The sequence below is a fragment of the Cupriavidus taiwanensis genome (genome assembly GCF_900250075.1).
In the GTDB taxonomy this organism is placed as follows: domain Bacteria; phylum Pseudomonadota; class Gammaproteobacteria; order Burkholderiales; family Burkholderiaceae; genus Cupriavidus; species Cupriavidus taiwanensis_C.
This window is the reverse complement of sequence record NZ_LT977070.1, coordinates 1,239,637-1,261,161: the sequence shown is the minus strand read 5'-3', so window position 1 is coordinate 1,261,161 and position 21,525 is coordinate 1,239,637. Positions and strand designations below refer to the sequence as shown.

Sequence of the window (21,525 nt, the reverse complement as noted above, 5' to 3'; positions counted from 1 at the left end):
GCGGCGGTTTTTTTGTGCTTGCGCCGGCATGCGATTTGCAACCACCCGCCAACCGTTGCACAGACTGGACACGAGCCCGATTCAGGCCTTCCAGCCCGCGCACACTTATATAATTCTTCACCAATATCCGGCATCACGAACCCATGATGAATGCTGCAATGCGTCGCGGCGATGCTGCGCCACGCACTGCCGCGCTTTGACGCATTCGCCGTTGCTGCCACAACAACAACCCGAGCCGCCTCAGTGACACCACAACTCCCTCCCCGGCTGGCGCTGGCCCATATCAGCAAGCGCTACCCGGGCGTCGTCGCCAACGACGACGTCAGCCTCAGCGTTGCCCCCGGCGAGATCCATGCCGTGCTCGGCGAAAACGGCGCCGGCAAGTCCACCCTGATGAAGATCATTTTCGGCGCGGTCCGTCCGGATGCCGGCGAGATGCACTTCAACGGGGCGCCGGTCAGCATCGGCAGCCCGCACGACGCCCGCAACCTGGGCATCGCCATGGTGTTCCAGCATTTCTCGCTGTTCGACACGCTGACCGTGGCGGAGAACATTGCGCTGGGCCTGCCGGCCGCGCAGCAAGGCAACATGAAGCAGCTGGCCGAGCGCATCCGCGCCACCGCCGAGCGCTACGGCCTGCCGCTGGAGCCGAACCGCCATGTGCACACGCTGTCGGTGGGCGAGCGCCAGCGCGTCGAGATCGTGCGGGCGCTGCTGGCCAGCCCGCAACTGCTGATCCTGGACGAGCCCACCTCGGTGCTGACGCCCCAGGCCGTGGAAACGCTGTTCGTCACGCTGCGCCAGCTGGCCGCCGAAGGCACCAGCATCCTCTATATCAGCCACAAACTCGACGAGATCCGTGCGCTGTGCCATCACGCCACCGTGATGCGCATGGGCAAGGTCACCGGCGTCTGCGATCCGCGCCAGGAGACCGCGGCGTCGCTGTCGCGCCTGATGATCGGCGGCGAACCGCCGCGCGAGACGCGCGTGGCCGCGCAGCGCGGCCCGGTGCGCCTGAGCGTGCGGGGCCTGTCGCTGCCGCGCGCGCATGCGTTCGCGACCGAGCTGAGCCAGGTTGCGCTTGACGTCCACGCGGGCGAGATCGTCGGCATCGCCGGGGTGTCGGGCAACGGCCAGCAGGAGCTGCTGGCCGCGCTGTCCGGCGAAGACACGCGCGCCGATGCCACCTCGGTGCAGATCGATGGCAAGGCGGCGGGCCGCCTCGATGCGCGCCAGCGCCGCCGCGCCGGGCTGGCCTTCGTGCCGGAAGAGCGCCTGGGCCGCGGCGCGGTGCCAGGCATGAGCCTGGCCACCAACATCCTGTTGTCGCACCAGACCCCGCCCTATGTCCGGCAAGGCATGATCTCGCCCGGCGCCGCCAGCGGGCTGGCGTCGGCGGTGATCAACCGCTTCCGCGTCAAGGCCAGCGGTCCGCAGGCGCTGGCGCGCAGCCTGTCGGGCGGCAACCTGCAGAAATTCATTGTCGGCCGCGAGATCGAAAGCGGCCCGAGGGTACTGATCGTGGCGCAACCCACCTGGGGCGTGGACGTGGGCGCCGCGGCGCAGATCCACAACGAGATCCTGGCGCTGAAGGCCACCGGCTGCGCCATCCTGGTGGTATCGGAAGAGCTCGACGAGCTGTTCGCGATCTGCGACCGGCTGCATGTGATCGCCAAGGGCCGGCTGTCGCCCTCGGTGGCGACCGAGACCGCCACGCGCGAGCAGGTCGGGCTGTGGATGAGCGGCTTGTGGCCAGGCGGACCGGCCCAGGCCCATGCCGGAGGGGAGGTGGCAAGCCATGGCTGATGTGCGCACCCTGCTGCCCCGTTCCCCTCTCATGCTGGCGCCGCGCGGCGTGCCCTCGCGCGCGATGGCCTATGCCTCGCCGGTGCTGGCGCTGGCGCTGACGCTGCTGTTCGGGGCGCTGCTGTTCCTGGCGCTCGGCAAGGATCCGGTGGCGGCGCTCAAGGTGTTCCTGGCCGATCCGCTGCGCGACCAGCGCGCGATTGGCGAGGTGCTGCTCAAGACCGTGCCGCTGGTGCTGTGCGCGCTCGGCCTGTCGGTGTGCTACCGCGCCAACGTGTGGAATATCGGCGCCGACGGCCAGCTGGTTGCCGGCGGCATCTGCGCCGGCGCGGCGGTGCTCTATTTCGATGTGCCGGGGCAGACCATGAACGGCACCGTGGTGCTGGTGCTGGCGTCGCTCGCCGGCATCGCCGGCGGCATGGCGTGGGCCTCGCTCACCGCGCTGCTCAAGGACCGCTTCAACGCCAACGAGATCCTGGTATCGCTGATGCTGACCTATATCGCGCAGCAGTTGCTGCTGTGGGTGGTCAACGGGCCGCTGAAGGACCCCAACGGCATGAACTTCCCGCAATCAAAGGTGTTCTCGTCCGAGTACCTGCTGCCCAACCTGATGTCGGGTTCACGGCTGCACGCCGGCTTTGTCGTGATGCTGGTGCTGGTGGCGGTGATGACCGTGTTCGTGTTCCGCAGTTTCGCCGGCTACCGGCTGCAGGTCGGCGGGACCGCGCCGGCGGCGGCGCGCTATGCGGGCTTCTCGGCGCGCAGCGCGCTGTGGAGCGCGCTGCTGATCTCGGGCGCCACCGCCGGCCTGGCGGGCGCGTTCGAGGTGGTCGGTCCGATCGGACAACTGCTGCCGTCGATCTCGCCGGGCTACGGCTTTACCGCCATCATCGTCGCCTTTATCGGGCGGCTGCATCCGGTCGGCACCGTGTTCGGCGGCATCATGATGTCGCTGTTCTATATCGGCGGCGAGATGGCGCAGTCCCGGCTGGGCCTGCCATCGGCGATCGGCTGGGTGTTCCAGGGCATGCTGCTGTTCTTCCTGCTGGCGTGCGACACGCTGATCGACAACCGCCTGCGCTGGCGCGCCAACACGGCCTGAGCGGAGCACACCAAGACCATGGAACAACTCGCCCCCCTCATCGCCACCGCCATCAACGCCGGCACGCCGCTGCTGCTGGCCGCGCTGGGCCTGCTGATCAACGAACGCTCGGGCGTGCTCAACCTGGGCGCCGAAGGCATGATGCTGGTGGCCGCGGTGGCCGGCTTCATGGTCGGCTACCAGACCCAGTCGCCCATGCTCGGCTTTGCCGCCGGCGCGCTGGCCGGCATGCTGATGGCCACCCTGTTCTCGTGGCTGGCGCTGGTGCTGGCCACCAACCAGGTCGCCACCGGGCTGGCGCTGTCGATCTTCGGCACCGGCCTGTCGGCCTTCATGGGCCAGCGCTTCGTCGGCTACGCCATGCCGGCGCAGGCCAAGGCCGTGCCGGGCCTTGCCGAGCTGCCCTTTGTCGGGCCGGCCTTGTTCCAGCATCACTGGATGGTGTATTTCAGCCTGCTGCTGTGCTTCGCCATCATGTGGTTCCTGTTCCGCACGCGCGCCGGGCTGACGCTGCGCGCGATCGGCGAATCGCCGGAGTCGGCGCATGCGCTGGGCTACCCGGTGCGCACCATCCGCTTCGGCGCGCTGCTGTTCGGCGGCGCCTGCTGCGGGCTGGCGGGCGCCTACCTGTCGCTGGTCTATACCCCGATGTGGGTCGAGAACCTGGTGGCGGGCCGCGGCTGGATCGCGCTGGCGCTGACCACCTTTGCCACCTGGCGCCCGGGCCGCGTGCTGGTGGGTGCGTGGCTGTTCGGCGCCGTGACCATCCTGCAGTTCTACCTGCAGGGGATCGGCGTAGCAGCGCCACCGCAGTTCCTGTCGATGCTGCCGTACGCCGCCACCATCGTGGTGCTGGCGCTGATTTCGCGCAATCCCGCGTGGATACGCCTGAACATGCCGGCGTCGCTGGGCAAGCCGTTCCGCCCCGGCAACGCCTGATCGTTTTTCTGACGGAAATCCCCCGAGCTACAACCATTCACACAAGGAGAAATCATGATCGTCACGCGCAGGAAGACCCTGGCGGCGCTGGCCGCCACCGCCGTGCTGGCCCTGGCCGGCTGCGGCAAGAAAGAAGCCGACAAGCCCGCCGAGCCCGCCGGCGCCGCTTCCGCGCCCGCTGCCGGGCAGGCAGCCGAGCCGCTCAAGGTTGCGTTCGTCTATATCGGCCCGGTCGGCGATGCCGGCTGGACCTTCGCGCATGACAACGGCCGCAAGGCCGTGGAAGAAAAGTTCGGCAGCAAGGTCAAGACCACCTTCGTCGAGAACGTGCCGGAATCCGCCGCCGACGCCGAGCGCGTGTTCCGCGACCTGGCCAGCCAGGGCAACAAGCTGATCTTCGGCACCACCTTCGGCTACATGGAGTCGATGCTCAAGGTGGCGAAGGAATTCCCGGACGTGAAGTTCGAGCATGCCACCGGCTTCAAGACCGCCGACAACCTGGCCCAGTACGACGTGCGCACCTATGAAGGCGCCTACCTCGCGGGCGTGGTCGCCGGCAAGATGAGCAAGACCGGCAAGATGGGCGTGGTGGCCTCGGTGCCCATCCCCGAAGTGATCCGCAATATCGACTCGTTCACGCTGGGCGCGCGCAGCGTCAACCCGAACGCCACGGTCAAGGTGGTGTGGGTCAACAAGTGGTTCGATCCGGGCAAGGAACGCGAAGCCGCGACCACGCTGATCGGCCAGGGCGTCGACATGCTGATGCAGAACACCGACTCCGCCGCCGTGGTGCAGACCGCGCAGGAGAAGGGCGTCCATGCCTTCGGCTGGGACAGCGACATGACCAAGTTCGGCGACAAGGCCCACCTGGCCGCGTCGGTGATCTCGTGGGGCGTCTACTACAACAAGGTGGTCGAGGACGTGCTCAACAACCAGTGGAAGAACAGCACCACGTGGTGGGGCCTGAAGGAAGGCATGATCGACCTGAAGAGCTACAACGCCGACGTGCCGGCCGACGTCAAGGCGCTCGTCGACGAGCGCAAGAAGGGCATCATCGACGGCACCGCGCCGATCTGGAAGGGCCCGATCAAGGACAACACCGGCAAGGAACAGCTGGCCAAGGACCAGGTCGCGGACGACAAATTCCTGCACGGCGTGAAGTTCTATGTCGAGGGGGTGGAAGGGAAAATTCCGGGTTGAGCACCTTCCCGCACCTCCGGAACTTGAAGCCCGCGAGACCGGCCCAACCTCTCTGCGTATGCGCCAGGGTCTGGCGCCCGCCATGTGAAGGAGGCCTCTCATGTTGAAGCGTTTTTCGGCCCTGTGGACGCTGGTTCGCCGCGACGGGCGCCTGTTCTGGTATGCGCTGCGCCACCCGGATGCCCCGGCATGGCTGAAGCCGGCTGCGCTCGGCCTGTTGCTGTATGCGATTTCGCCGATCGACCTGGTACCTGACGTGGTCGCGGGCCTCGGCATCATCGACGACGTGGTGCTGATCCCGCTCGCAGTCCACCTGATCCTCAAGCGCCTGCCGCCGCATATCCTGCGCCAGGCGCAGGCGCGCGCGACTGCGACCACGGTGCGGCCGCACTGACGCCACCAAAAAAAATCCCCGGGACACCGAGTGCCCCGGGGATTTTTTCTTGCCCGCGCAGAACCGCTTTCAGTGCGGCAGCAGGATGGTCGAGCCGGTGGTCTTGCGCGATTCCAGGTCGCGGTGCGCCTGCGCCACTTCAGACAGCGCGTAGCGCTGGCGGATGTCGACCTTCACCTTGCCGGTGGTGACGGCATCGAACAGGTCCGCCACCATCGGCTCGAGCAGTTCGCGGTGCACCACGTAGGTCATCAGCGTCGGCCGCGTCAGCCGCAGCGAGCCCTTGTTGCCCAGCACCGACAGGTCGAACGGCGGCACCGGACCCGAGGCGTTGCCGAAGCTCACCATGGTGCCGCGCGGCGCCAGGCAGTCGAGCGAGCCGCGGAAGGTATCGGCGCCGATCGAGTCATAGACCGCCGGCACGCCCTTGCCGTTGGTGATCTCCCGGACCCGCTCGACGAACGACTCGCGCGTATAGACGATGGTGTGGGTGCAGCCGTTGGCGCGCGCCAGCTCGGCCTTTTCGTCGCTGCCGACGGTGCCGATCACGGTCACGCCGAGCGCCTTCAGCCACTGGCACGCGATCAGGCCCACGCCGCCCGCGGCCGCGTGCAGCAGCACGGTGTCGCCCGGCTGCACCTTGTAGCTGTCGCGGATCAGGTACTGTGCCGTCAGCCCCTGCAGCATCATCGCCGCGGCGGTATCGAACGGGATCGCATCGGGCAGCCGCACCACGATGTCGGCCGGCATCACCCGCACCTGCGCATAGGCACCGGTAGGACGGCCGGCATAGGCCACGCGGTCGCCCACGGCCACGTGGCGCACGCCCTCGCCCACCGCCTCGACCACGCCGGCGCCTTCCATGCCCAGCCCCCCCGGCAGCGGCTGCTTGTACAGCCCGGTGCGGAAATACACATCGATGTAGTTCAGGCCCACCGCCTCGTGGCGCACGCGCACTTCGCCGGGGCCGGGGTCGCCCACCTGTACATCGACCCACTGCATGACTTCGGGACCGCCGGTCTGCTCGATCCGGATGGCTTTGCTCATCTGCGTCGCTCCTTGTCTTGGTGAGGCATCGATCGGGAATGCGGAGTACTTCAGCCGGCCTGCGCCGCGCCGTTCTCGCGCGCAAGCCCTGCCAGCAGCAGCTCGGCGCTGGCCACGTTGGTCGCGCACGGCACGTTGTGCACGTCGCAGGCGCGCACCAGCGCGTTGATATCGGGTTCGTGCGGCTGCGGCGTCATCGGGTCGCGCAGGAACACCACCGCGCTGACGCGGCCTTCGGCCAGCTGCGCGCCAATCTGCAGGTCGCCGCCCCACGGGCCCGACAGCATGCGCGTGACGTCCAGCCCGACTTCGTCGATCAGGCGCCCGCCGGTGGTGCCGGTGGCAAGCAGTTCGCACTGCGACAGGAAGTCGCGATGGCGTGCGGCGAAGGCGACGATGTCGTCCTTCTTGTGGTCATGGGCGATCAGCGCGATACGAGGCCGGGTCATCAGGGCTTCCTTTGCGGGGTACGGGTAAGTCAGGACACTGCGGATCAGAACGTGCCAGGGAAGGCGCCGCCGTCGAGCAGGATGTTCTGGCCGGTGATGTAGCCGGCATGGCGGCTGCACAGGAAGGCGCAGGTGGCGCCGAACTCGGCCGGGTCGCCGAAGCGGCGCGACGGGTTGGCCGCGGCGCGGCGCTGCGCCACTTCCTCGACGCTGAGGCCGGCCTTCTTCGCGCCGCCTTCCATGGTCTTGAACAGCCGGTCGGTATTGAACGGACCGGGCAGCAGGTTGTTGATGGTGACGCCGTGCTGCGCCACTTCGCGCGCGACGCCGGCAACGAAGCCGGTCAGGCCGGAGCGCGCGCCGTTGGACAGGCCCAGCACATCGATCGGCGCCTTGACCGCGCCGCTGGTGATATTGATGATGCGGCCCCACTTGCGCGCGATCATGCCGTCGACGGTGGCCTTGATCAGCTCGATCGGGGTCAGCATGTTGGCGTCCAGCGCGGCCAGCCAGTCGCTGCGCTCCCAGTCGCGGAAATTGCCCGGCGGCGGGCCGCCGGCGTTGTTGACCAGGATGTCGAGGTCGCCGAGCTTGGCGGCGGCATCCAGCGCCGCCTTGCGGCCCTCGGGCGTGGTGATGTCGGTCGCCACCGCGATCACGCGGCGGCCATGGCGCGCGCGCAGGTCGGCCGCGGCCTTTTCCAGCGCCTCGGCGCCGCGCGCCACGATCACCACGTCGACGCCCTCGGCCGCCAGCGCATCGGCGCAGGCAAAGCCCAGGCCCTTGCTGGCGCCGCATACCAGCGCATGCTTGCCGCGCAGTCCCAGATCCATGTGATTCTCCCTAGTTTGTTGTCTGCGACGAACCCGCGCCGGGCGGGTCCGCCAGAATCAGTTTTTCCTTGCCGACAGCAAGTACATGCCGCCCATCACAAGTGCGCTGCCGGCCAGCTGCACGCCGCTGACGGGCTCGCCGAGCAGCCAGAAGGCCAGCAACAGCGTCGACACCGGCCCGATCATGCCGGCCTGCGATGCCATCGGTGCGCCGATGCGAGACACCGCCACCATGGTCAGCGACACCGGCAGCACGGTGCAGAACACCGCGTTGACGAGCGACAGCCACATCACCGGCGCCGGCTGCGCCAGCTCCGCCACGGGCCGGCCCAGCACCAGGTACTGGATCACGCAGCAGGCGGTCGACACGCACATGGCATAAGCCACCAGCCGCAGCGAGCCGATGCGCCGCACCAGCTCGCCGCTCAGGATCAGGTAGATACCATAGGTGATGGCGCTGCCCAGCACCAGCGCGCCGCCCAGCCACACCTGGCTGCCGCTGACATCGAGGTCATGCGCGAACACCAGCACGATGCCGGCATAGGCCAGCAGCAGCGACATCCACTGGCGCGTGCCGATGGGCCGCCGGAATACCAGCGCGGTGACCAGCAGCACGAACGACGGCGTCAGGAACAGGATCAGCCGCTCCAGCCCGGCAGTGATGTACTGCAGGCCGATGAAGTCAAGGAAGCTGGACAGGTAGTAGCCGATAAAGCCGAGGAACACCACCCGGCCCCGGTCCGCCCACGACAGCGGCGCCAGCCGGCGCGACTGCCACCAGCCGATGGCCATGAACAGCGGCACCGCGAACAGCATGCGCAGCGTGATCACCATCACCGCATCGACGTTGTAGCGGTACATCAGCTTGGCGACGATGGCCTTGGCCGAGAACAGCACCGCGCCCACGGCGGCGATGACAAGACCCGAGCGCTGCGGCGAGGGCAGCGCGGCGGGCACGGCGAGAGACTTCTGGGAGGCGGGCACGAGGGATACGGGGGAAAGCGGGCCGGCACGGCGGCCCCGCGAAACGACCCGACGATTGTATTCGAAAAGCCGCGAGGGCATCGGACGCCGCCCCGGCCGGCGGCTGCCCTGTTCCGGGCCCTTCCTCGGTATACTCGGGGTCACCTTCAGCCACCGCGCCTGCTTCGTGCCCCAGCCCGCCGACACGCCTTCCGGCAAGCCCGCCGCCGACTATGACTTCACCGAGCAGGTGGGCCATCTGCTGCGGCGCGCCTACCAGCGCCATGTGGCGATCTTCCAGCAGACCATCCCCGATTCGCAGCTGACCGCGGCGCAGTTCGTGGTGCTGTGCGCGGTGCGCGACCGGCAGCCGTGTTCGATGAACGAGGTGGTGCGCGCGACCGCGATCGACCAGGCCACGGTGCGCGGCATCATCGACCGGCTCAAGTCGCGCAAGCTGATCGCGGTCTCGCATGATCCCAACGACCGGCGCAAGGTGGTGGTGACGGTCACGCCCGCCGGGCTGGCGCTGATCGACGAGACCGTGCCGTTCGCGAAGGAGATTTCGGAGCAGACCTTCGGCAGCCTGAATCCGGCCGAGCGCGTGGCCGTGACTTACCTGCTGCGCAAGATGAGCGAGATCGACGAGGGGAATGGCGGCTAGCGCGGCGCTGCAGGCTCACTGACGCGCGCGGCTTTCTCCCCGCTCCCGCAAGCGGGAGAGGGAGCACACAATCAGCCTTTGGTTGCGGCCATCGCCGCCAGCACTGTCTCCGGCACGAATGGCGGCCGGCGCAGGCGCACCCCCAGCGCATCGAACAGCGCGTTGGCGATCGCCGGCGCGCCCGGCAGCGAGGCGGATTCGCCCGCGCCCAGCGGCGGCTCTGACTGGCGCGGCATCAGCAACACCTCGATCGGCGGGATTTCCGGGAAGGTCAGCAGCGGATAGCTGCCCCACTCGCGGCTGGCGACGCCGTCGGCATCGAAGCGGACCTGCTCCTTCAGCACGCGGCTGAGGGTCTGCACCACATTGCCGTGGACCTGGTGGCGCACGCCGTCGGGATTGACGACCATGCCGGTGTCCTGCCCCACCACCACCTTGTCGATGGCGATGTGGCCGGTGCCCGCGTCCACGGACAGGTCCACCACCCACGCGGCCCAGGCCGCGCCGAAGCCGGGAAAACGGCTGTGGATATAGCGCGCATAGGCCACGCCCCGGCCGCGCAGCCGTCCGTCGGCATCCGGCACGCCGCGCGCTCCGGCTGCGCCGCGCTGCCAGCCGGCCGCATCGGCGACGGCCCGCAGCAAATCCGCGGCGCGTTCATCCGGCAGGTGGCGCAAGCGGAATTCCACCGGATCGGCGCCAGCCTCCATCGCCAGCTCGTCGATCACGCACTCGTGCGCGAACGCATTGGGCAGCGCCGACACGCCGCGCAGCCACGACGCGCGCACGATTGCCGGCGTGTCGTCGCAGCCGATGCGGCGCGCGGCATACGCGTAGGGCGGCACCGCGGTGCGGTCGCCCATCTCCAGCGTGCGCGGGGCATTGGACACGGCGCCGGTCAGCACCAGCGCCAGCGTGGGCGCGTCGTTGGACGGATAGCGGCTGGTGAAGTCATAGCCGAGCAGCGCGCCATCGGCGCCAAGCGTGGCGCTGACATCCATCAGTTGCGCCGCGCCCTTGGGCTCCCACAGGTGCTCCTGCTCGCGCGACAGCTGCACGCGCACCGGCCGCCCCACGGCGCGCGACAGCAGCGCCGCGTCGGCGCAGACGTCGTCGGCGCAATTGCGCCCGTAGCAGCCGGCGGCTTCCATGCGCACGATCTCGATGCGGTCCTCGCCCAGACCGCTCAGCCGGGACAGGTCGATGCGCAGCATGTGCGGGTTCTGCGTGCCGGACCACACCGTCAGGCCCTCTTCGTGCCAGTCGGCCACGGCGCAGGACGGGCCGATGGAGCCGTGCATCTGGTACGGCCACACGTAGCGCCGCTGCAGTACCGTGCCGGCGCCGCCGGCGGGCAGCTCGCCCTCTGTCAGCAGCTCGCGCCGCGTGGCGGGGTTGGCGCGCAGCGCCGGCTCCGGATCGTTCAGCGCGGGCAACGGCGGCACCGGCTTCCAGCGCACGCACAGCCGGCGCGCGGCCTGCACCGCATATTCCTCGCGCTCGGCCACCACGCCGACGAAATCGCCCTGCACCACCACCTCGACCAGGCCAGGCACGTCGCGCACCGAATCGCGGTCGATGGCGAGCAGGCTGTTGCCGACGAAGGCACCGCTGTCGCGCCCCGCATACGGCGGGCGCACCACGCGGCCGTGCAGCATGCCGGGCACGCGCACGTCGTGGACGAAGGTCAGCGCCCCGCGCGCCTTGTCGGGGATATCGACGCGCGCCGCCGCGCGGCCGACGATGCGGTAGGACTCGACCGGCTTGACCGGCACGTCGTCGGCCAGCGGCAGCTCCACGTGCTCGCCGGCGACCAGCGCGGCGTAACCGATGCTGGCCTGCGTGCCGCGCACGCGGAATACGCCGTTCTCCGCTTCCAGCGTGGAGGCATCGACGCCGAGCTGCAGCGCCGCGCGCGCCTGCAGCCACGCGCGCGCCTGTGCCGCCGCGCGGCGCAGCGGCAGCGCCGAGATCTGGATCGAGGCGCTGGCGATGGTCGGGCCCTGGTTGGGCGTGGCCTCGGTATGGCCCAGCACCATGCGCACTTGCGCGAGCGGCACGTCGAGTTCTTCGGCGACGATCTGGGCCAGCGCGGTGCGGATGCCGGTGCCCAGGTCGACGTGGCCGTTGAAGGCGAGCACCTCGCCGCTGTCGCGCACGGCGATAAACAGGTCCGGCAGCGCCGGCACATAGTCCGACGCCGCGCCGGGCTGGCCAGGTGCCGGGCGCGCGGCCGGCTGCGGGGCGCGCGTCACCAGCAGCACGCCGGTGGCCTGCAGCAGCGCCAGGCGCAGTGCGCGCGGCGTGGCGGCGTCGGCCTGCGCCGGGGGTTGCAGCTGGGTTGCCGTCATCGTTCTACTCTCTTCATCATCGGCCGCCGCGCGGGGCCCCCGCGCATGTCAACGTTATACTGCCAGCCAACAGGCACACGGCAAGAACACCCACCATGACCACCAAGACTGCGGCAGCGCCCGCCACCCGTCGGGCGGCAGCCGGCACCCGGGCCCGGCAAGCGCAGGACAGCCGCGAGCGCATCCTCAAAGCCGCCATCAAGGTGTTCGCCCAGCGCGGCTACGACGGCGGCCGCATCGAACGCATCTCGTCGCTGGCCAAGACCTACGACCGGATGATCTACTACTACTTCGGCAGCAAGGAGAAGCTGTTCGTCGAAGTGCTGGAGACCATCTACCTGCAGCTCAACCAGGCCGAGCAGCAGCTGGAGCATGAGCTCGACGCCGCCGACCCCGTGCGCGCGCTGTCGCAACTGATCGACTTCGTCTGGCAGTACTACCTGGACCATCCCGAGTTCGTCGCCATCCTGACGAGCGAGAACATGAGCCAGGGCAAGCATGCGAAGAAGTCGGTGCGGCTGCGCGAGATCTCCAGCTATGCGCTGTCGGTGCTCGACGGCATCCTCGCGCGCGGCAAGGCCGCCGGGCTGTTCCGCGCGGACGCAGGCGCGCGCGACGTGTATATGGTGATCGCTTCGCTTGGCTACTTCTATAACTCCAACCATCATACGCTCAGCGCCTTCCTGGGCGAGCCCATGATGAGCCCGCCCGCGCTGGCGCACTGGCGCGATGTGATCCAGCAGACCGTGCTGCGCACGGTGGCCGTGCCCGGCGCCGTGCCGGAGGCGCATGTGCCACCCGCCGCCGCGCCGCGCAAGGCGGCACGCGCCAGGCGCGCGGCGGCGGGCTGAGACCGGCACGGGCGCCATCGCTCAGGCTCAGGCGGCGGCGCGCACGCCCGCCACCTGCGCCAGCGCCTCGTCGCGCGTCAGCACCGTGGCGTACTTCTGCGCCATGTCGAACAGGTTGGCATCATGCGGCCCGAGCGCGCGGTCGCCCACGCAATCCGACACCACCAGCGGGCGGAACCCCAGCGACATCGCATCGACCACGCTGGCGCGCACGCAGCCGCTGGTGACGCAGCCCGCCACCAGCAGCGTCTGCACGCCGCGCTGCGTCAGCCATGCCGCCAGCGAGGTGCCGAAGAACGCCGACGGCACCGTCTTGCGCACCACCAGCTCGCCCGCCGCGGGCGCCAGCTCGGGCACGATCTGGCTGTTGTGGCCATCTTCCTTCAGCGTCAGCATGCCCGGCACCTTCAGCGTGAAGATGTTGTGGTCGCTGTCGTCGTCGGCGAACACGATGCGGCTGTGCGCAACCGGCCAGCCGTGCTCGCGCGCGGCGCGCAGCAGCGGCTGCGTGTTGCGGATGGCTTCGGGGATATTGCCGCCGCCGAACACCGCCGGATCGGCAAAGCCGTTGACGAAGTCGATGATCAGCAGGCCGTAAGGCGCCTTGAGCTCCATCGAAGCGCCGAAGCCCTGGCGCTGGTAGGTCTGCACTGCGTCATCCATGGCGCGAATCCTTGTAGATCGATGCGGCGGCAGCGTGGTGCCCGTCCATCACCTTGCCGCGCACCACCACCGGCTCGCCGTCGAGGCTGACGGTGCAGTGGCGCACGGGAATATCGATATGGCAGGCGGTGGTGCGGCTGCCGCCTGCTTCATTGTTGGGGCCGAACGAGCACAGGAAATTGCCCTCGTAGGCGCGCGCGTCCATGCCGATGGTGGCCTCGCGGTCGTACATCGCCAGCGCCGACCAGCTCGCGCGCGGCTGCAGGCCCCAGCCGATATGCGACATGGCATACGCTTCCGGATCGTTGAACGAGGCCATGTAGTCGGCCAGCAGCTCGGCATCGACGCCGCCTTCGATGCGACGCACGTAGCCGGCCTCGACCGTGATGCGGATCGGCGCCTGCAGGTAGGACTTCATCGGCAGCAGGATGTCGCCGCGGTCCAGCACGATGGTGCCGTCGGTGCCGCCCTCGTCGGGCCAGGTCAGCACGAAGCCGCTCGGCCAGTGGTCCCAGCGCCCGGGCTCGTCGACAAAGCCATACTCGCTGATCGCGGGGAATTCGCCCAGGCGGCAGCGCAGGTCCATGCCGGCGTCGGACACGATATGCATCTCGCGCGCGCGGCCCAGCCGCTGCGTGGCGGCTTTGACGCGGGCGCGGTCGGCCTCGCTCGGCACCAGCCGCGCCAGCACTTCCGGCGGCTCCACCGCCAGCAGGATCTTGGTGCCGCCGGACAGGATCTCGTGCTGCTCGGGCGAGAACAGCAGCGTCATCAGGTCCAGCACCAGGTCGCTCGCCTTGAGCGCGGCGATCGCCGCCGGATTGCCGGTCAGCGGCGTGGTCCCAAGGTAGGCCAGCGCATCGCGGCTGAGCGCCTTCTCGCCGTTGACGGGCGGCAGGTCGAGCCGGTTGACGATGGCGCCCATCGACTGCGCCGCCACCATGGCCGTGCGCAGCGTCTGCGGATGCGTGGCGGCGCCGGTGAGCACGGTGACGGTCTGTCCCGGCTGCAGCTTCGACAGCGTCAGCACCTGCTTCCACGCTGCCGTCAGGTCGTAATCGCTTACGGGCATGTTCGCTCCCTATCCATCAATTCAGCGCTCAATTCAACGGCGCGCCGAGGAAATCGCCGAAGGCGCGGTAGAAGCCGGCCTCGTCGTCCCACGGGATCATGTGGCCGGCATTGGCGACGTGCGCGACCAGCAAGGCCGGCAGCAGCGTGCGCATTTCCTGCACGTCTTCCGCGCGGATCACGTCGCCGCGGCCGGCGGTCATCAGCAGCGCCGGCACGGCGAGCTGCGGCAGGTCGGCGTGGATGTCGTCCTCGTGGAAACCGTTGAAGCTGGCCAGGATCGCGCGCTCGTCGCAGGTATGCAGCCATTGCGCGCGCAGGCGCAGCTGGTCTTCGGTCCAGGTCGGGCAGAAGCGGCGCATGCCTTCGGCGTCGATGCCCTGCTGCGCCAGCCGGATCGAATCGATGTACCACGGCAGTTGCGACGGATAGGCGCGGCGCCCCGGACCCGACACCGGCGGATCGACCAGCACCAGCCGCGTCAGGCCCGCGGGCTTGGCGCGCGCGGCGCGGATGCCGATGCGCGCGCCCATCGAATGGCCAACCACGGCATAGCGCCGCAGTCCCAGCGCCGCGGCAAAGGCGACCACGTCGGCGGCCTGCGCATCGAGGCTGTAGTCCAGCTCGGGGCCGGCCTGCGACAGGCCGCGGCCGCGCACGTCGAGCACATAGGTATCGAACTGCTGCCCGAAGCGTTCGCCGACAAAGCCCCAGGTCACCGCCGGGCTGGTGATGCCCGGCACGATGATGACGGCATCGCGCTGCGCGCGCGCGCCCGCCTGCCCGCCATAGCGCAGATAGTGCTGGCGGATGCCGTTGGCGTGGACGTTGGCGCCGTAGAGAAAGGTACTGTCTGCCATGGCCCGCCCCTTCAGTACGCGCCCGACAGCAGCGCGCCGGCGCCCGGCACCACCGGCTCCAGCCCCAGGCGCTTGAGCAACGCATAGGTGGTGGCAACGGCGGCGGTCACGACCGGCTTGCCGGTCATGGCCTCGACCTTCGCTACCGCAGGCAGCGACGGCATCTGCACGCAGGCCGACAGCACGATCACGTCGGCATCGGCGGTGTTCATCTGCGCGACGATCTCCGGCAGCCTGGCCGGATCATGGCGGCCGACCTCCAGGTTGTCGGGGATCTCCAGCGCGCGGTAGTCAACCACCTCATAGCCTTCATTGCGGATGTAGTCCACCACCAGTTCGGTCAGCGGCTTCATGTACGGCGCCACCACCGCGATGCGCTTCGCGCCCATCACCTTGAGCGCATCGACCAGCGCGCCGGCGCTGGTGATCACCGGCGCGTCGCCGCCGTTCTCGGCGGTATGCGCCTGCAGGCGCTGCTCGGAGACGCGGTGGTAGCCGTGGCCCATCGCCATGATCGCCACCAGGCAGGCGTAGCCGAGCACGTCGACGCGGGCGTCGCTCAGTTCCACCGCGCAGCGGTCGGATTCCGCGTCCATCGCGGCCAGTTCTTCCTTGACCACTTTCTTCATCCGCATCCGGCTCGAGTGGAAGGTGAAGCGCTCCGGGCGCACCAGCTGGCGCGCGGCCAGCATCGCCGGGATCTCGGTTTCCATGGTGGTGTTGGAGCTCGGCACGATCTGGCCGATTCGGAAAACTTTCTGCACTGTCGACTCCGTCATCTGTTTGTCTGCCCTTGGTTGCGCTTTGGTCGCGCTGTCGGTCTGGCTGCCTGCAGCGGCCCATGGGCCTGCATGCTGCGATCGATTGTAGTGTACACACTTTATATAGGCAAACAGATTCTGCACCGGCCGCGATTCACTCGTTCAGTGCACACTGAATCCATGAATCCCTGTTTTGTCGCATATTTTCGCCATTGCAGCGCATCATTGCGACGAGGTCACATCGACATCAGGGTTTTCCATAGGATCGCAAAGTTTCGCCTTTACCTTGATATTTTGAGTGTGTACACTCGTTTTAACGGTCGGCCACATGGCCGCCCCAGCCCCCATCGACCTTGTGTCATTGCCAGGAGAAATAACGTGCAAGGCAAACCGCGAATCGCAGTTGTCGGCGCCGGACTCGGAGGAACGGCCGCGGCCGCCCTGCTGCAGCGAGCCGGCTTCCAAGTCAGGCTGTATGAGCAGGCACCGGCGTTCTCGCGCCTGGGCGCGGGCATCCATGTCGGGCCCAACGTGATGAAGATCATGCGGCGCATCGGCATCGAGGACGCGCTCAACGACATGGGCTGCCACCCCGACTACTGGTACAGCCGCGACGGCCTCACCGGCGAGGTGATCGCGCAGATCCCGCTGGGCGACTATGCGGTGCGCCATTACGGCGCCAGCTACCTGACCGTGCATCGCGGCGATTTCCACAAGCTGCTGACCGACGCCGTCGCGCCCGGCACGCTGTTCTTCAACAAGAAGCTGGAAAGCGTCACCGACCAGGGCGATGTGGTGCAGCTGCGCTTCACCGACGGCACCGTCGAGGAAGCCGACATCGTGATCGGCGCCGACGGCGTCAACTCGCGCATCCGCGAGACCCTGCTCGGCGCCGAGCCGCCCAAGTACACCGGCTACGTGGCGCATCGCGCGGTATTCCCGATCTCTCGCGTCAAGGGCTTCACGCACGAGCGCTGCACCAAGTGGTGGACCGATGACCGCCACATGATGGTCTACTTCGACACCAGCAAGCTCGACGAGATCTACTACGTCACCGGCGTGCCCGAGCCCGAATGGGACATGAGCAAGAGCTGGGTGCCGAGCAGCATCGAAGAGATGCGCGCGGCCTTCGACGGCTGGCACGAAGGCGTGCAATCACTGATTGAAGGCACGGTCGAAGTGACCAAGTGGCCGCTGCTGGAGCGCGACCCGCTACCGCTGTGGAGCCGGGGCCGCCTGGTGCTGCTGGGCGATGCCTGCCACCCGATGAAGCCACACATGGCGCAGGGCGCCGCGATGGCGATCGAGGATGCCGCCATGCTGACGCGCTGCTTCACCGAAGCCGGCACCGACGACTACGCCAGCGCCTTCGCGCTGTATGAAGCCAACCGCGCCGAGCGCGCCGGCAAGGTCCAGCTGGTTTCGCACAACAACACCTGGCTGCGCAGCAACGAGAACCCGGACTGGTGTTTCGGCTACGATGTGTTCAACGTGCCGCTGGTGTCGGCCGGGAGCAAGCCGCTGTCCGAAGCCGCCTGATCGCCTGACCGCCCTGCCCGCCGCCGCCCCTCGCCAGAATGGGGCGCGGCGCTGCGATGCGTGATGTTCAAACCGCCCCAGCCCCCGATGAACACGCCCCGCCCCCTGACCCTGCAGGTCAACCACGCCGAGCACACGCTGGACGTGGCGCCTGACACGCCGCTGCTCTACATCCTGCGCAACGACCTGTGCTGCAACGGGCCCAAGTACGGTTGCGGCCTGGGCCAGTGCGGCGCCTGCACGGTGCTGGTGGACGGCCTGCCGGCGCGTTCATGCGTGCTGCCGGTCAAGGCCGTGGTCGGCCACGCGGTGACCACGCTCGAGGGCCTGGGCACGGCACAGCATCCGGACCCCGTGCAGCAGGCGTTTATCGAAGAACAGGCCGCGCAATGCGGCTACTGCCTGAACGGCATGATCATGACCGCCAAGGCGCTGCTGGCGCAGAACCCCGATCCCGACGAAGCGCAGATCCGCGAAGCCTTGCGCTTCAACCTGTGCCGTTGCGGCACGCATGTGGAAATCGTGCGCGCGGTCAGGCGGGCCGCGGTGCTGCAGCGGCAGGCCGCGCAAGGGGCGGCGTCGTGAGCGCGGGAATCGTGCAAGCCGCCACGCAAGCGACGGCACTGGCCGCCGGCCTGCCGCCGCACGGCGCCGATTGCCTGGTGGCTCATGTGCTGACACCGCCGGGCCTGCGCTGGTTCGGCGGCGAGCCGCTCGCGGCGCGCCTGCTGCACGCCGAGCGCGACGCCGCGCTGGCGCTGCCCGGCATCCGCGCGGTGGTGGTCCGCAACAACTTTGCCGGCGTGGCCGCGGTTTCTTCCGACCAGGCCGCCGAGGCGGCGCGAGCCCTGCGGGCGCGCTGGTCTGGCCCGCCGCGCGCCGACGCCACCCCTGCGCCGCGCCACACAGTGGCGCAACGCGGCGATGCCGCAGATGCGCTCGAACACGCCCGCGCATCCCACACGCAGCACTATCAATGGCCACTGGCAGGCACCCGCGACGATGCCTGCTGCACCGTTGTCGCCGACTGGCGCGACGGCACGCTGACCGTATGGCTGCCCGCCACGCGGCCCGGCGCCCTGCGCGCCGAACTCGCTGCACTGCTGGGCATCGCGCCCACGCAAGTACAACTGGTCTGCTGGCAAGCACGCGACGACCGCGCCGACCCCGCGCTGCTGGCGCCGCACGCCGCCGCCGACGCGGCGCTGCTGGCGCATGCCAGCGGGCAACCGGTGGTGCGCCGGCTGCGCGCCGCCGAGGTGGGCCTGGCCGATGCCGCGCTCGCTATCCGCGTCGAGACTGCGCGCAGCGGCGCCACCGTCGACGCCTACACCGCCACGCTGGCGGGTACGCCGCCGCCGGCAACGCCTCTGGCGCTGTGGCTCACGCACACGCCGGCGCCGGTGGCCGATCGCATCGATGCGAACCATGGCGGCGACGCGGCGCTCCCGCCGTATGGCATCCCGCATATCGAGCTGGCCGTGTCCGGCGACCCGGCGGCATTCGCCGCCGCGCCGCTGACGGCAGCCCGCGCGCAGGTGTTCGCGCGCGAATCCCATCTCGACGAGCTTGCCGCCGCCAGCGACGCCGACCCGGTGGCGCTGCGCCTCGCGCATCTGGACGACCCGCGCGGCGCCGCGCTGGTGCGGCAGGTGGCCGAGCGCGCCGGCTGGGACCTGGACGCCAATGCCGCCGCGCCACGCGGCAGCTCTGCGGCGGGCAACGTGCGGCGCGGCCGCGGCTTTGCCTACGCCCACACCATCGACCACGATGCCGGCCAGAGCTGGTCGGCGTGGGTCGCTGAAGTCGAGGTCGACGGCAGCACCGGCGAGCTGGCGGTCACGCGCGTCACGGTTGGCCACGACAGCGAATCGCTGCCGCCACCGCAAGCCGCCGCGATGACGCGATCGATGCCGCGCTCGATCGAGCGGGACGTCGCAGCCGCAGCGCTGCAGCTGACCGCCGCCACGCCGGCGTTCGACACCTGGCCGGCGGACGCGCGTGCTGCCGGCGAACACTTGCCGGCCATGCCGGCACAGGCCCTGCCGGAAGTGCGGCTGGCCGGCACGCTGGCCACGCACGACGCGCTGGCTGCCGGGCCCACCGATGCGCTGCCGGCCGCCGCCGCAGTGGCCAATGCCATCTTCGACGCCACCGGGGTGCGCCTGCGCAAGCCCCCATTCAGCGCCGAACGCATTCGCCTGGCATTGGCCGAGGCAAGTCCCGGCAACCAACGCAAGAAGCGCGGCTGGATCGCCGCGGCGGCCGCCGCCGCTGCCGGCGTGTGCGCCACGCTGTTGCCGTGGCGCGCACCGATCGCGCCGGTGGCGCCGCCCGAGGCCGGCTTCTATTCCGCCGCCACGCTCGAGCGCGGCCGGCTGGTCGCCGCTGCCGGCGACTGCGCGGTCTGCCATACCGCGCCGGGCGGCGTGAAGAACGCGGGCGGCCTGCCGCTGGAAACGCCCTTCGGCACGGTCTACAGCACCAACATCACGCCGGATGTGCAGACCGGCATCGGCAACTGGTCCTTCGCCGCGTTCGAGCGCGCCATGCGCGAAGGCATCCACCGCGACGGGCGGCGCCTGTATCCGGCGTTCCCGTACACCGCCTTCGCCAAAATCAGCGACGGCGACATGCAGGCGCTGTACGGCTACCTGATGTCAGCCGAGCCGGTGACATCCGCGGTGCCGCAGACGCAGCTCGCCTTCCCATTCAACATGCGGCCGCTGCTGGCCGGCTGGAACCTGCTGTTCCATCGCAATGAACGCTTTACGCCGGACCCGTCGCGCTCGGCGCAATGGAATCGCGGCGCGTACCTGGCCGAGGGACTGGGCCACTGCAGTGCCTGCCATTCGCCGCGCAATGCGCTCGGCGCCGAGCAAGGCGGGCGCCGCTACCTGACCGGCGGCAGCGCCGAAGGCTGGGAAGCGCCGGCGCTGACCGCGCTGTCGCAGGCGCCGGTGCCGTGGACCGAGGCGGCGCTGTTCACCTACCTGCGCGGCGGCTATGCGCCGCACCACGGCGCGGCGGCGGGACCGATGGCGCCCGTGGTGGAAGAGCTCGCGCAACTGCCCGAGGACGACGTGCGCGCGATCGCGCATTACGTGGCCTCGTTCGGCGCGCCCGCGCCGGCGCCGACGGTGCTGGCCGCGCAGGCGGCGCAGGTCGAGCAACGCAGCCAGCAGGCCGCGCGCACCCTGGGCGGTCCCGCCGAGCGGCTGTACCAGAGTGCCTGCGCGGTCTGCCATCAGTCGGACCAGGGCATTGCGCAATTCGGCGTGAAGCCGTCGCTGGCGCTCAATACCAACCTGCACAGCAAGCTGCCGGACAACGTGATCCAGGTGCTGCTGCGCGGCATGCCGGCCCCGCCCAACAGCGAACTGGGCGCGATGCCTGCCTATGCCGACACGCTCGACGACCAGCAGATCGCGCAACTGGCGCAGTACCTGCGTGCGCGCTTTGCGCCCGACAAACCCGCCTGGCAGGACCTGGAGAACACCGTCGCGCGGCTGCGCGCGGGGCCTGCCCACTGAACCACCGTAGCACCGTGCGCCACGCTGGCGGGCCTTGCGCAGCGGCGCGGCGCGCTGGCGTGACCGACCCTGCGCCAGCCGGCCCTGCGCGCGGGAAAACCCCGAGGAGAGAAACGCAATTCGGCCTTGCCCGCCAGTTTCATGTAGCTTACGCTGAACGATCATGTAGTGCGCACTACATGAGTGCCAAGCGGGCGCGCAGCGGTGCCTCCCCGCACAAGGACGGCGCGCCGCAAGCGGCGGACAAGAACACAAAACCATAAAACCGGCCCGATAGATCACCGGTCACGCTGGCGCGGGGCTTGCATGGTTCCGCCAGACCACCGGGACACCGGGCCTGACCAAACCAAGGGTAGACAACCAGGAGTGACTATGTCGTATCAGACCAAGCAAGCAGTTGCAGGCGTGCTACCGGGCTAGTTCCAGCCTCGCCAGGCGGAAGCCATCGTCCCCGCCGGATCCCGCAGCAGCCCGCATCACGTGCCAGCCTGCGTCGCGC

The 21,525-nt window shown here is 69.3% G+C and carries 19 protein-coding genes; 10 read left to right on the top strand and 9 right to left on the bottom strand.

Annotated features, from left to right (window positions below; all coding sequences use genetic code 11):
* Window positions 1-243: 243 nt before the first annotated feature.
* The 5 genes from CBM2588_RS05825 to CBM2588_RS05805 all read left to right on the top strand — a co-directional run bounded on the left by CBM2588_RS05825 (window position 244) and on the right by CBM2588_RS05805 (window position 5,441).
* Window positions 244-1,806: an ABC transporter ATP-binding protein gene (locus tag CBM2588_RS05825; protein WP_115679759.1), complete on the top strand. Its 1,563-nt coding sequence runs from the start codon at window positions 244-246 to the stop codon at window positions 1,804-1,806.
* On the top strand, window positions 1,799-2,908 hold the full coding sequence (locus CBM2588_RS05820; RefSeq protein WP_115679758.1) for an ABC transporter permease: 1,110 nt from the start codon (window positions 1,799-1,801) through the stop codon (window positions 2,906-2,908). Before CBM2588_RS05825 ends, CBM2588_RS05820 begins: the two co-directional genes overlap by 8 nt.
* Window positions 2,909-2,926: 18 nt before the next feature.
* Complete coding sequence (locus CBM2588_RS05815; protein ID WP_115679757.1) at window positions 2,927-3,847, top strand: ABC transporter permease; 921 nt, start codon at window positions 2,927-2,929, stop codon at window positions 3,845-3,847.
* Between the two features lie 54 nt (window positions 3,848-3,901).
* Window positions 3,902-5,047 carry a BMP family ABC transporter substrate-binding protein gene (locus CBM2588_RS05810; protein ID WP_115679756.1) on the top strand — a complete coding sequence of 382 codons (1,146 nt, stop codon included), beginning with the start codon at window positions 3,902-3,904 and terminating at the stop codon, window positions 5,045-5,047.
* A 100-nt stretch (window positions 5,048-5,147) separates the two neighbouring features.
* A complete protein-coding gene (locus CBM2588_RS05805) occupies window positions 5,148-5,441 on the top strand; it encodes a YkvA family protein (RefSeq protein WP_012352181.1) in 294 nt (97 codons plus the stop codon).
* Window positions 5,442-5,510: 69 nt separating this feature from the next.
* Here the strand turns inward: CBM2588_RS05805 and CBM2588_RS05800 are convergent, their stop codons facing one another.
* From CBM2588_RS05800 to CBM2588_RS05785, 4 genes are read right to left on the bottom strand one after another with little or no spacing between them, the layout of a single operon-like run.
* Window positions 5,511-6,488, bottom strand: a complete 978-nt coding sequence (locus CBM2588_RS05800) for a quinone oxidoreductase family protein (RefSeq protein ID WP_115679755.1) — start codon at window positions 6,486-6,488, stop codon at window positions 5,511-5,513.
* A 50-nt stretch (window positions 6,489-6,538) separates the two neighbouring features.
* Window positions 6,539-6,940 (bottom strand): methylglyoxal synthase, encoded by a 402-nt coding sequence (locus CBM2588_RS05795; protein ID WP_172581773.1) that lies wholly within the window; start codon window positions 6,938-6,940, stop codon window positions 6,539-6,541.
* Window positions 6,941-6,981: 41 nt separating this feature from the next.
* Window positions 6,982-7,770 carry an SDR family oxidoreductase gene (locus tag CBM2588_RS05790; protein ID WP_115679754.1) on the bottom strand — a complete coding sequence of 263 codons (789 nt, stop codon included), beginning with the start codon at window positions 7,768-7,770 and terminating at the stop codon, window positions 6,982-6,984.
* 57 nt (window positions 7,771-7,827) lie between these two features.
* Window positions 7,828-8,715 carry a DMT family transporter gene (locus CBM2588_RS05785; RefSeq protein WP_115681414.1) on the bottom strand — a complete coding sequence of 296 codons (888 nt, stop codon included), beginning with the start codon at window positions 8,713-8,715 and terminating at the stop codon, window positions 7,828-7,830.
* Window positions 8,716-8,920: 205 nt separating this feature from the next.
* Between CBM2588_RS05785 and CBM2588_RS05780 the strand changes: the two genes are divergently transcribed.
* On the top strand, window positions 8,921-9,397 hold the full coding sequence (locus CBM2588_RS05780) for a MarR family winged helix-turn-helix transcriptional regulator (RefSeq protein ID WP_018007004.1): 477 nt from the start codon (window positions 8,921-8,923) through the stop codon (window positions 9,395-9,397).
* 71 nt (window positions 9,398-9,468) lie between these two features.
* Here the strand turns inward: CBM2588_RS05780 and CBM2588_RS05775 are convergent, their stop codons facing one another.
* Window positions 9,469-11,748: a xanthine dehydrogenase family protein molybdopterin-binding subunit gene (locus tag CBM2588_RS05775; RefSeq protein ID WP_115679753.1), complete on the bottom strand. Its 2,280-nt coding sequence runs from the start codon at window positions 11,746-11,748 to the stop codon at window positions 9,469-9,471.
* Window positions 11,749-11,843: 95 nt separating this feature from the next.
* Here CBM2588_RS05775 and CBM2588_RS05770 point away from each other — a divergent pair, with 95 nt between their 5' ends.
* Complete coding sequence (locus CBM2588_RS05770; protein ID WP_115679752.1) at window positions 11,844-12,599, top strand: TetR/AcrR family transcriptional regulator; 756 nt, start codon at window positions 11,844-11,846, stop codon at window positions 12,597-12,599.
* Window positions 12,600-12,626: 27 nt separating this feature from the next.
* Here the strand turns inward: CBM2588_RS05770 and CBM2588_RS05765 are convergent, their stop codons facing one another.
* Genes CBM2588_RS05765 through CBM2588_RS05750 form a run of 4 tightly spaced genes read right to left on the bottom strand, consistent with a single transcriptional unit; the run spans window position 12,627 to window position 15,957 of the window.
* On the bottom strand, window positions 12,627-13,262 hold the full coding sequence (locus CBM2588_RS05765) for an N-carbamoylsarcosine amidohydrolase (protein ID WP_115679751.1): 636 nt from the start codon (window positions 13,260-13,262) through the stop codon (window positions 12,627-12,629).
* Window positions 13,255-14,334 (bottom strand): 2,5-dihydroxypyridine 5,6-dioxygenase, encoded by a 1,080-nt coding sequence (locus CBM2588_RS05760; protein ID WP_115679750.1) that lies wholly within the window; start codon window positions 14,332-14,334, stop codon window positions 13,255-13,257. The genes CBM2588_RS05765 and CBM2588_RS05760 overlap by 8 nt, the downstream gene beginning before the upstream one ends.
* Window positions 14,335-14,362: 28 nt before the next feature.
* A complete protein-coding gene (locus CBM2588_RS05755) occupies window positions 14,363-15,193 on the bottom strand; it encodes an alpha/beta fold hydrolase (protein WP_115679749.1) in 831 nt (276 codons plus the stop codon).
* Window positions 15,194-15,204: 11 nt separating this feature from the next.
* Window positions 15,205-15,957 (bottom strand): maleate cis-trans isomerase family protein, encoded by a 753-nt coding sequence (locus CBM2588_RS05750; protein WP_010812897.1) that lies wholly within the window; start codon window positions 15,955-15,957, stop codon window positions 15,205-15,207.
* A gap of 375 nt (window positions 15,958-16,332) precedes the next feature.
* On the opposite strand from CBM2588_RS05750, the gene CBM2588_RS05745 reads away from it, so the two are divergent.
* The 3 genes from CBM2588_RS05745 (at window position 16,333) to CBM2588_RS05735 (ending at window position 21,026) form a co-directional block, all read left to right on the top strand.
* A complete protein-coding gene (locus tag CBM2588_RS05745) occupies window positions 16,333-17,493 on the top strand; it encodes an FAD-dependent monooxygenase (RefSeq protein ID WP_115679748.1) in 1,161 nt (386 codons plus the stop codon).
* An 87-nt stretch (window positions 17,494-17,580) separates the two neighbouring features.
* On the top strand, window positions 17,581-18,078 hold the full coding sequence (locus CBM2588_RS05740; protein ID WP_115679747.1) for a (2Fe-2S)-binding protein: 498 nt from the start codon (window positions 17,581-17,583) through the stop codon (window positions 18,076-18,078).
* Window positions 18,075-21,026, top strand: a complete 2,952-nt coding sequence (locus tag CBM2588_RS05735) for a c-type cytochrome (protein ID WP_115679746.1) — start codon at window positions 18,075-18,077, stop codon at window positions 21,024-21,026. Before CBM2588_RS05740 ends, CBM2588_RS05735 begins: the two co-directional genes overlap by 4 nt.
* Window positions 21,027-21,525: the final 499 nt, after the last annotated feature.

What these genes read in the sequence shown, in the direction of transcription:
- CBM2588_RS05755 (WP_115679749.1), bottom strand. Translation starts at nt 15,193, where the DNA reads ATGGCAGACAGTACCTTTCTCTACGGCGCCAACGTCCACGCCAACGGC.
- CBM2588_RS05800 (WP_115679755.1), bottom strand. Translation starts at nt 6,488, where the DNA reads ATGAGCAAAGCCATCCGGATCGAGCAGACCGGCGGTCCCGAAGTCATG.
- CBM2588_RS05775 (WP_115679753.1), bottom strand. Translation starts at nt 11,748, where the DNA reads ATGACGGCAACCCAGCTGCAACCCCCGGCGCAGGCCGACGCCGCCACG.
- CBM2588_RS05760 (WP_115679750.1), bottom strand. Translation starts at nt 14,334, where the DNA reads ATGCCCGTAAGCGATTACGACCTGACGGCAGCGTGGAAGCAGGTGCTG.
- CBM2588_RS05770 (WP_115679752.1), top strand. Translation starts at nt 11,844, where the DNA reads ATGACCACCAAGACTGCGGCAGCGCCCGCCACCCGTCGGGCGGCAGCC.
- CBM2588_RS05805 (WP_012352181.1), top strand. Translation starts at nt 5,148, where the DNA reads ATGTTGAAGCGTTTTTCGGCCCTGTGGACGCTGGTTCGCCGCGACGGG.
- CBM2588_RS05765 (WP_115679751.1), bottom strand. Translation starts at nt 13,262, where the DNA reads ATGGATGACGCAGTGCAGACCTACCAGCGCCAGGGCTTCGGCGCTTCG.
- CBM2588_RS05820 (WP_115679758.1), top strand. Translation starts at nt 1,799, where the DNA reads ATGGCTGATGTGCGCACCCTGCTGCCCCGTTCCCCTCTCATGCTGGCG.
- CBM2588_RS05790 (WP_115679754.1), bottom strand. Translation starts at nt 7,770, where the DNA reads ATGGATCTGGGACTGCGCGGCAAGCATGCGCTGGTATGCGGCGCCAGC.
- CBM2588_RS05740 (WP_115679747.1), top strand. Translation starts at nt 17,581, where the DNA reads ATGAACACGCCCCGCCCCCTGACCCTGCAGGTCAACCACGCCGAGCAC.
- CBM2588_RS05815 (WP_115679757.1), top strand. Translation starts at nt 2,927, where the DNA reads ATGGAACAACTCGCCCCCCTCATCGCCACCGCCATCAACGCCGGCACG.
- CBM2588_RS05810 (WP_115679756.1), top strand. Translation starts at nt 3,902, where the DNA reads ATGATCGTCACGCGCAGGAAGACCCTGGCGGCGCTGGCCGCCACCGCC.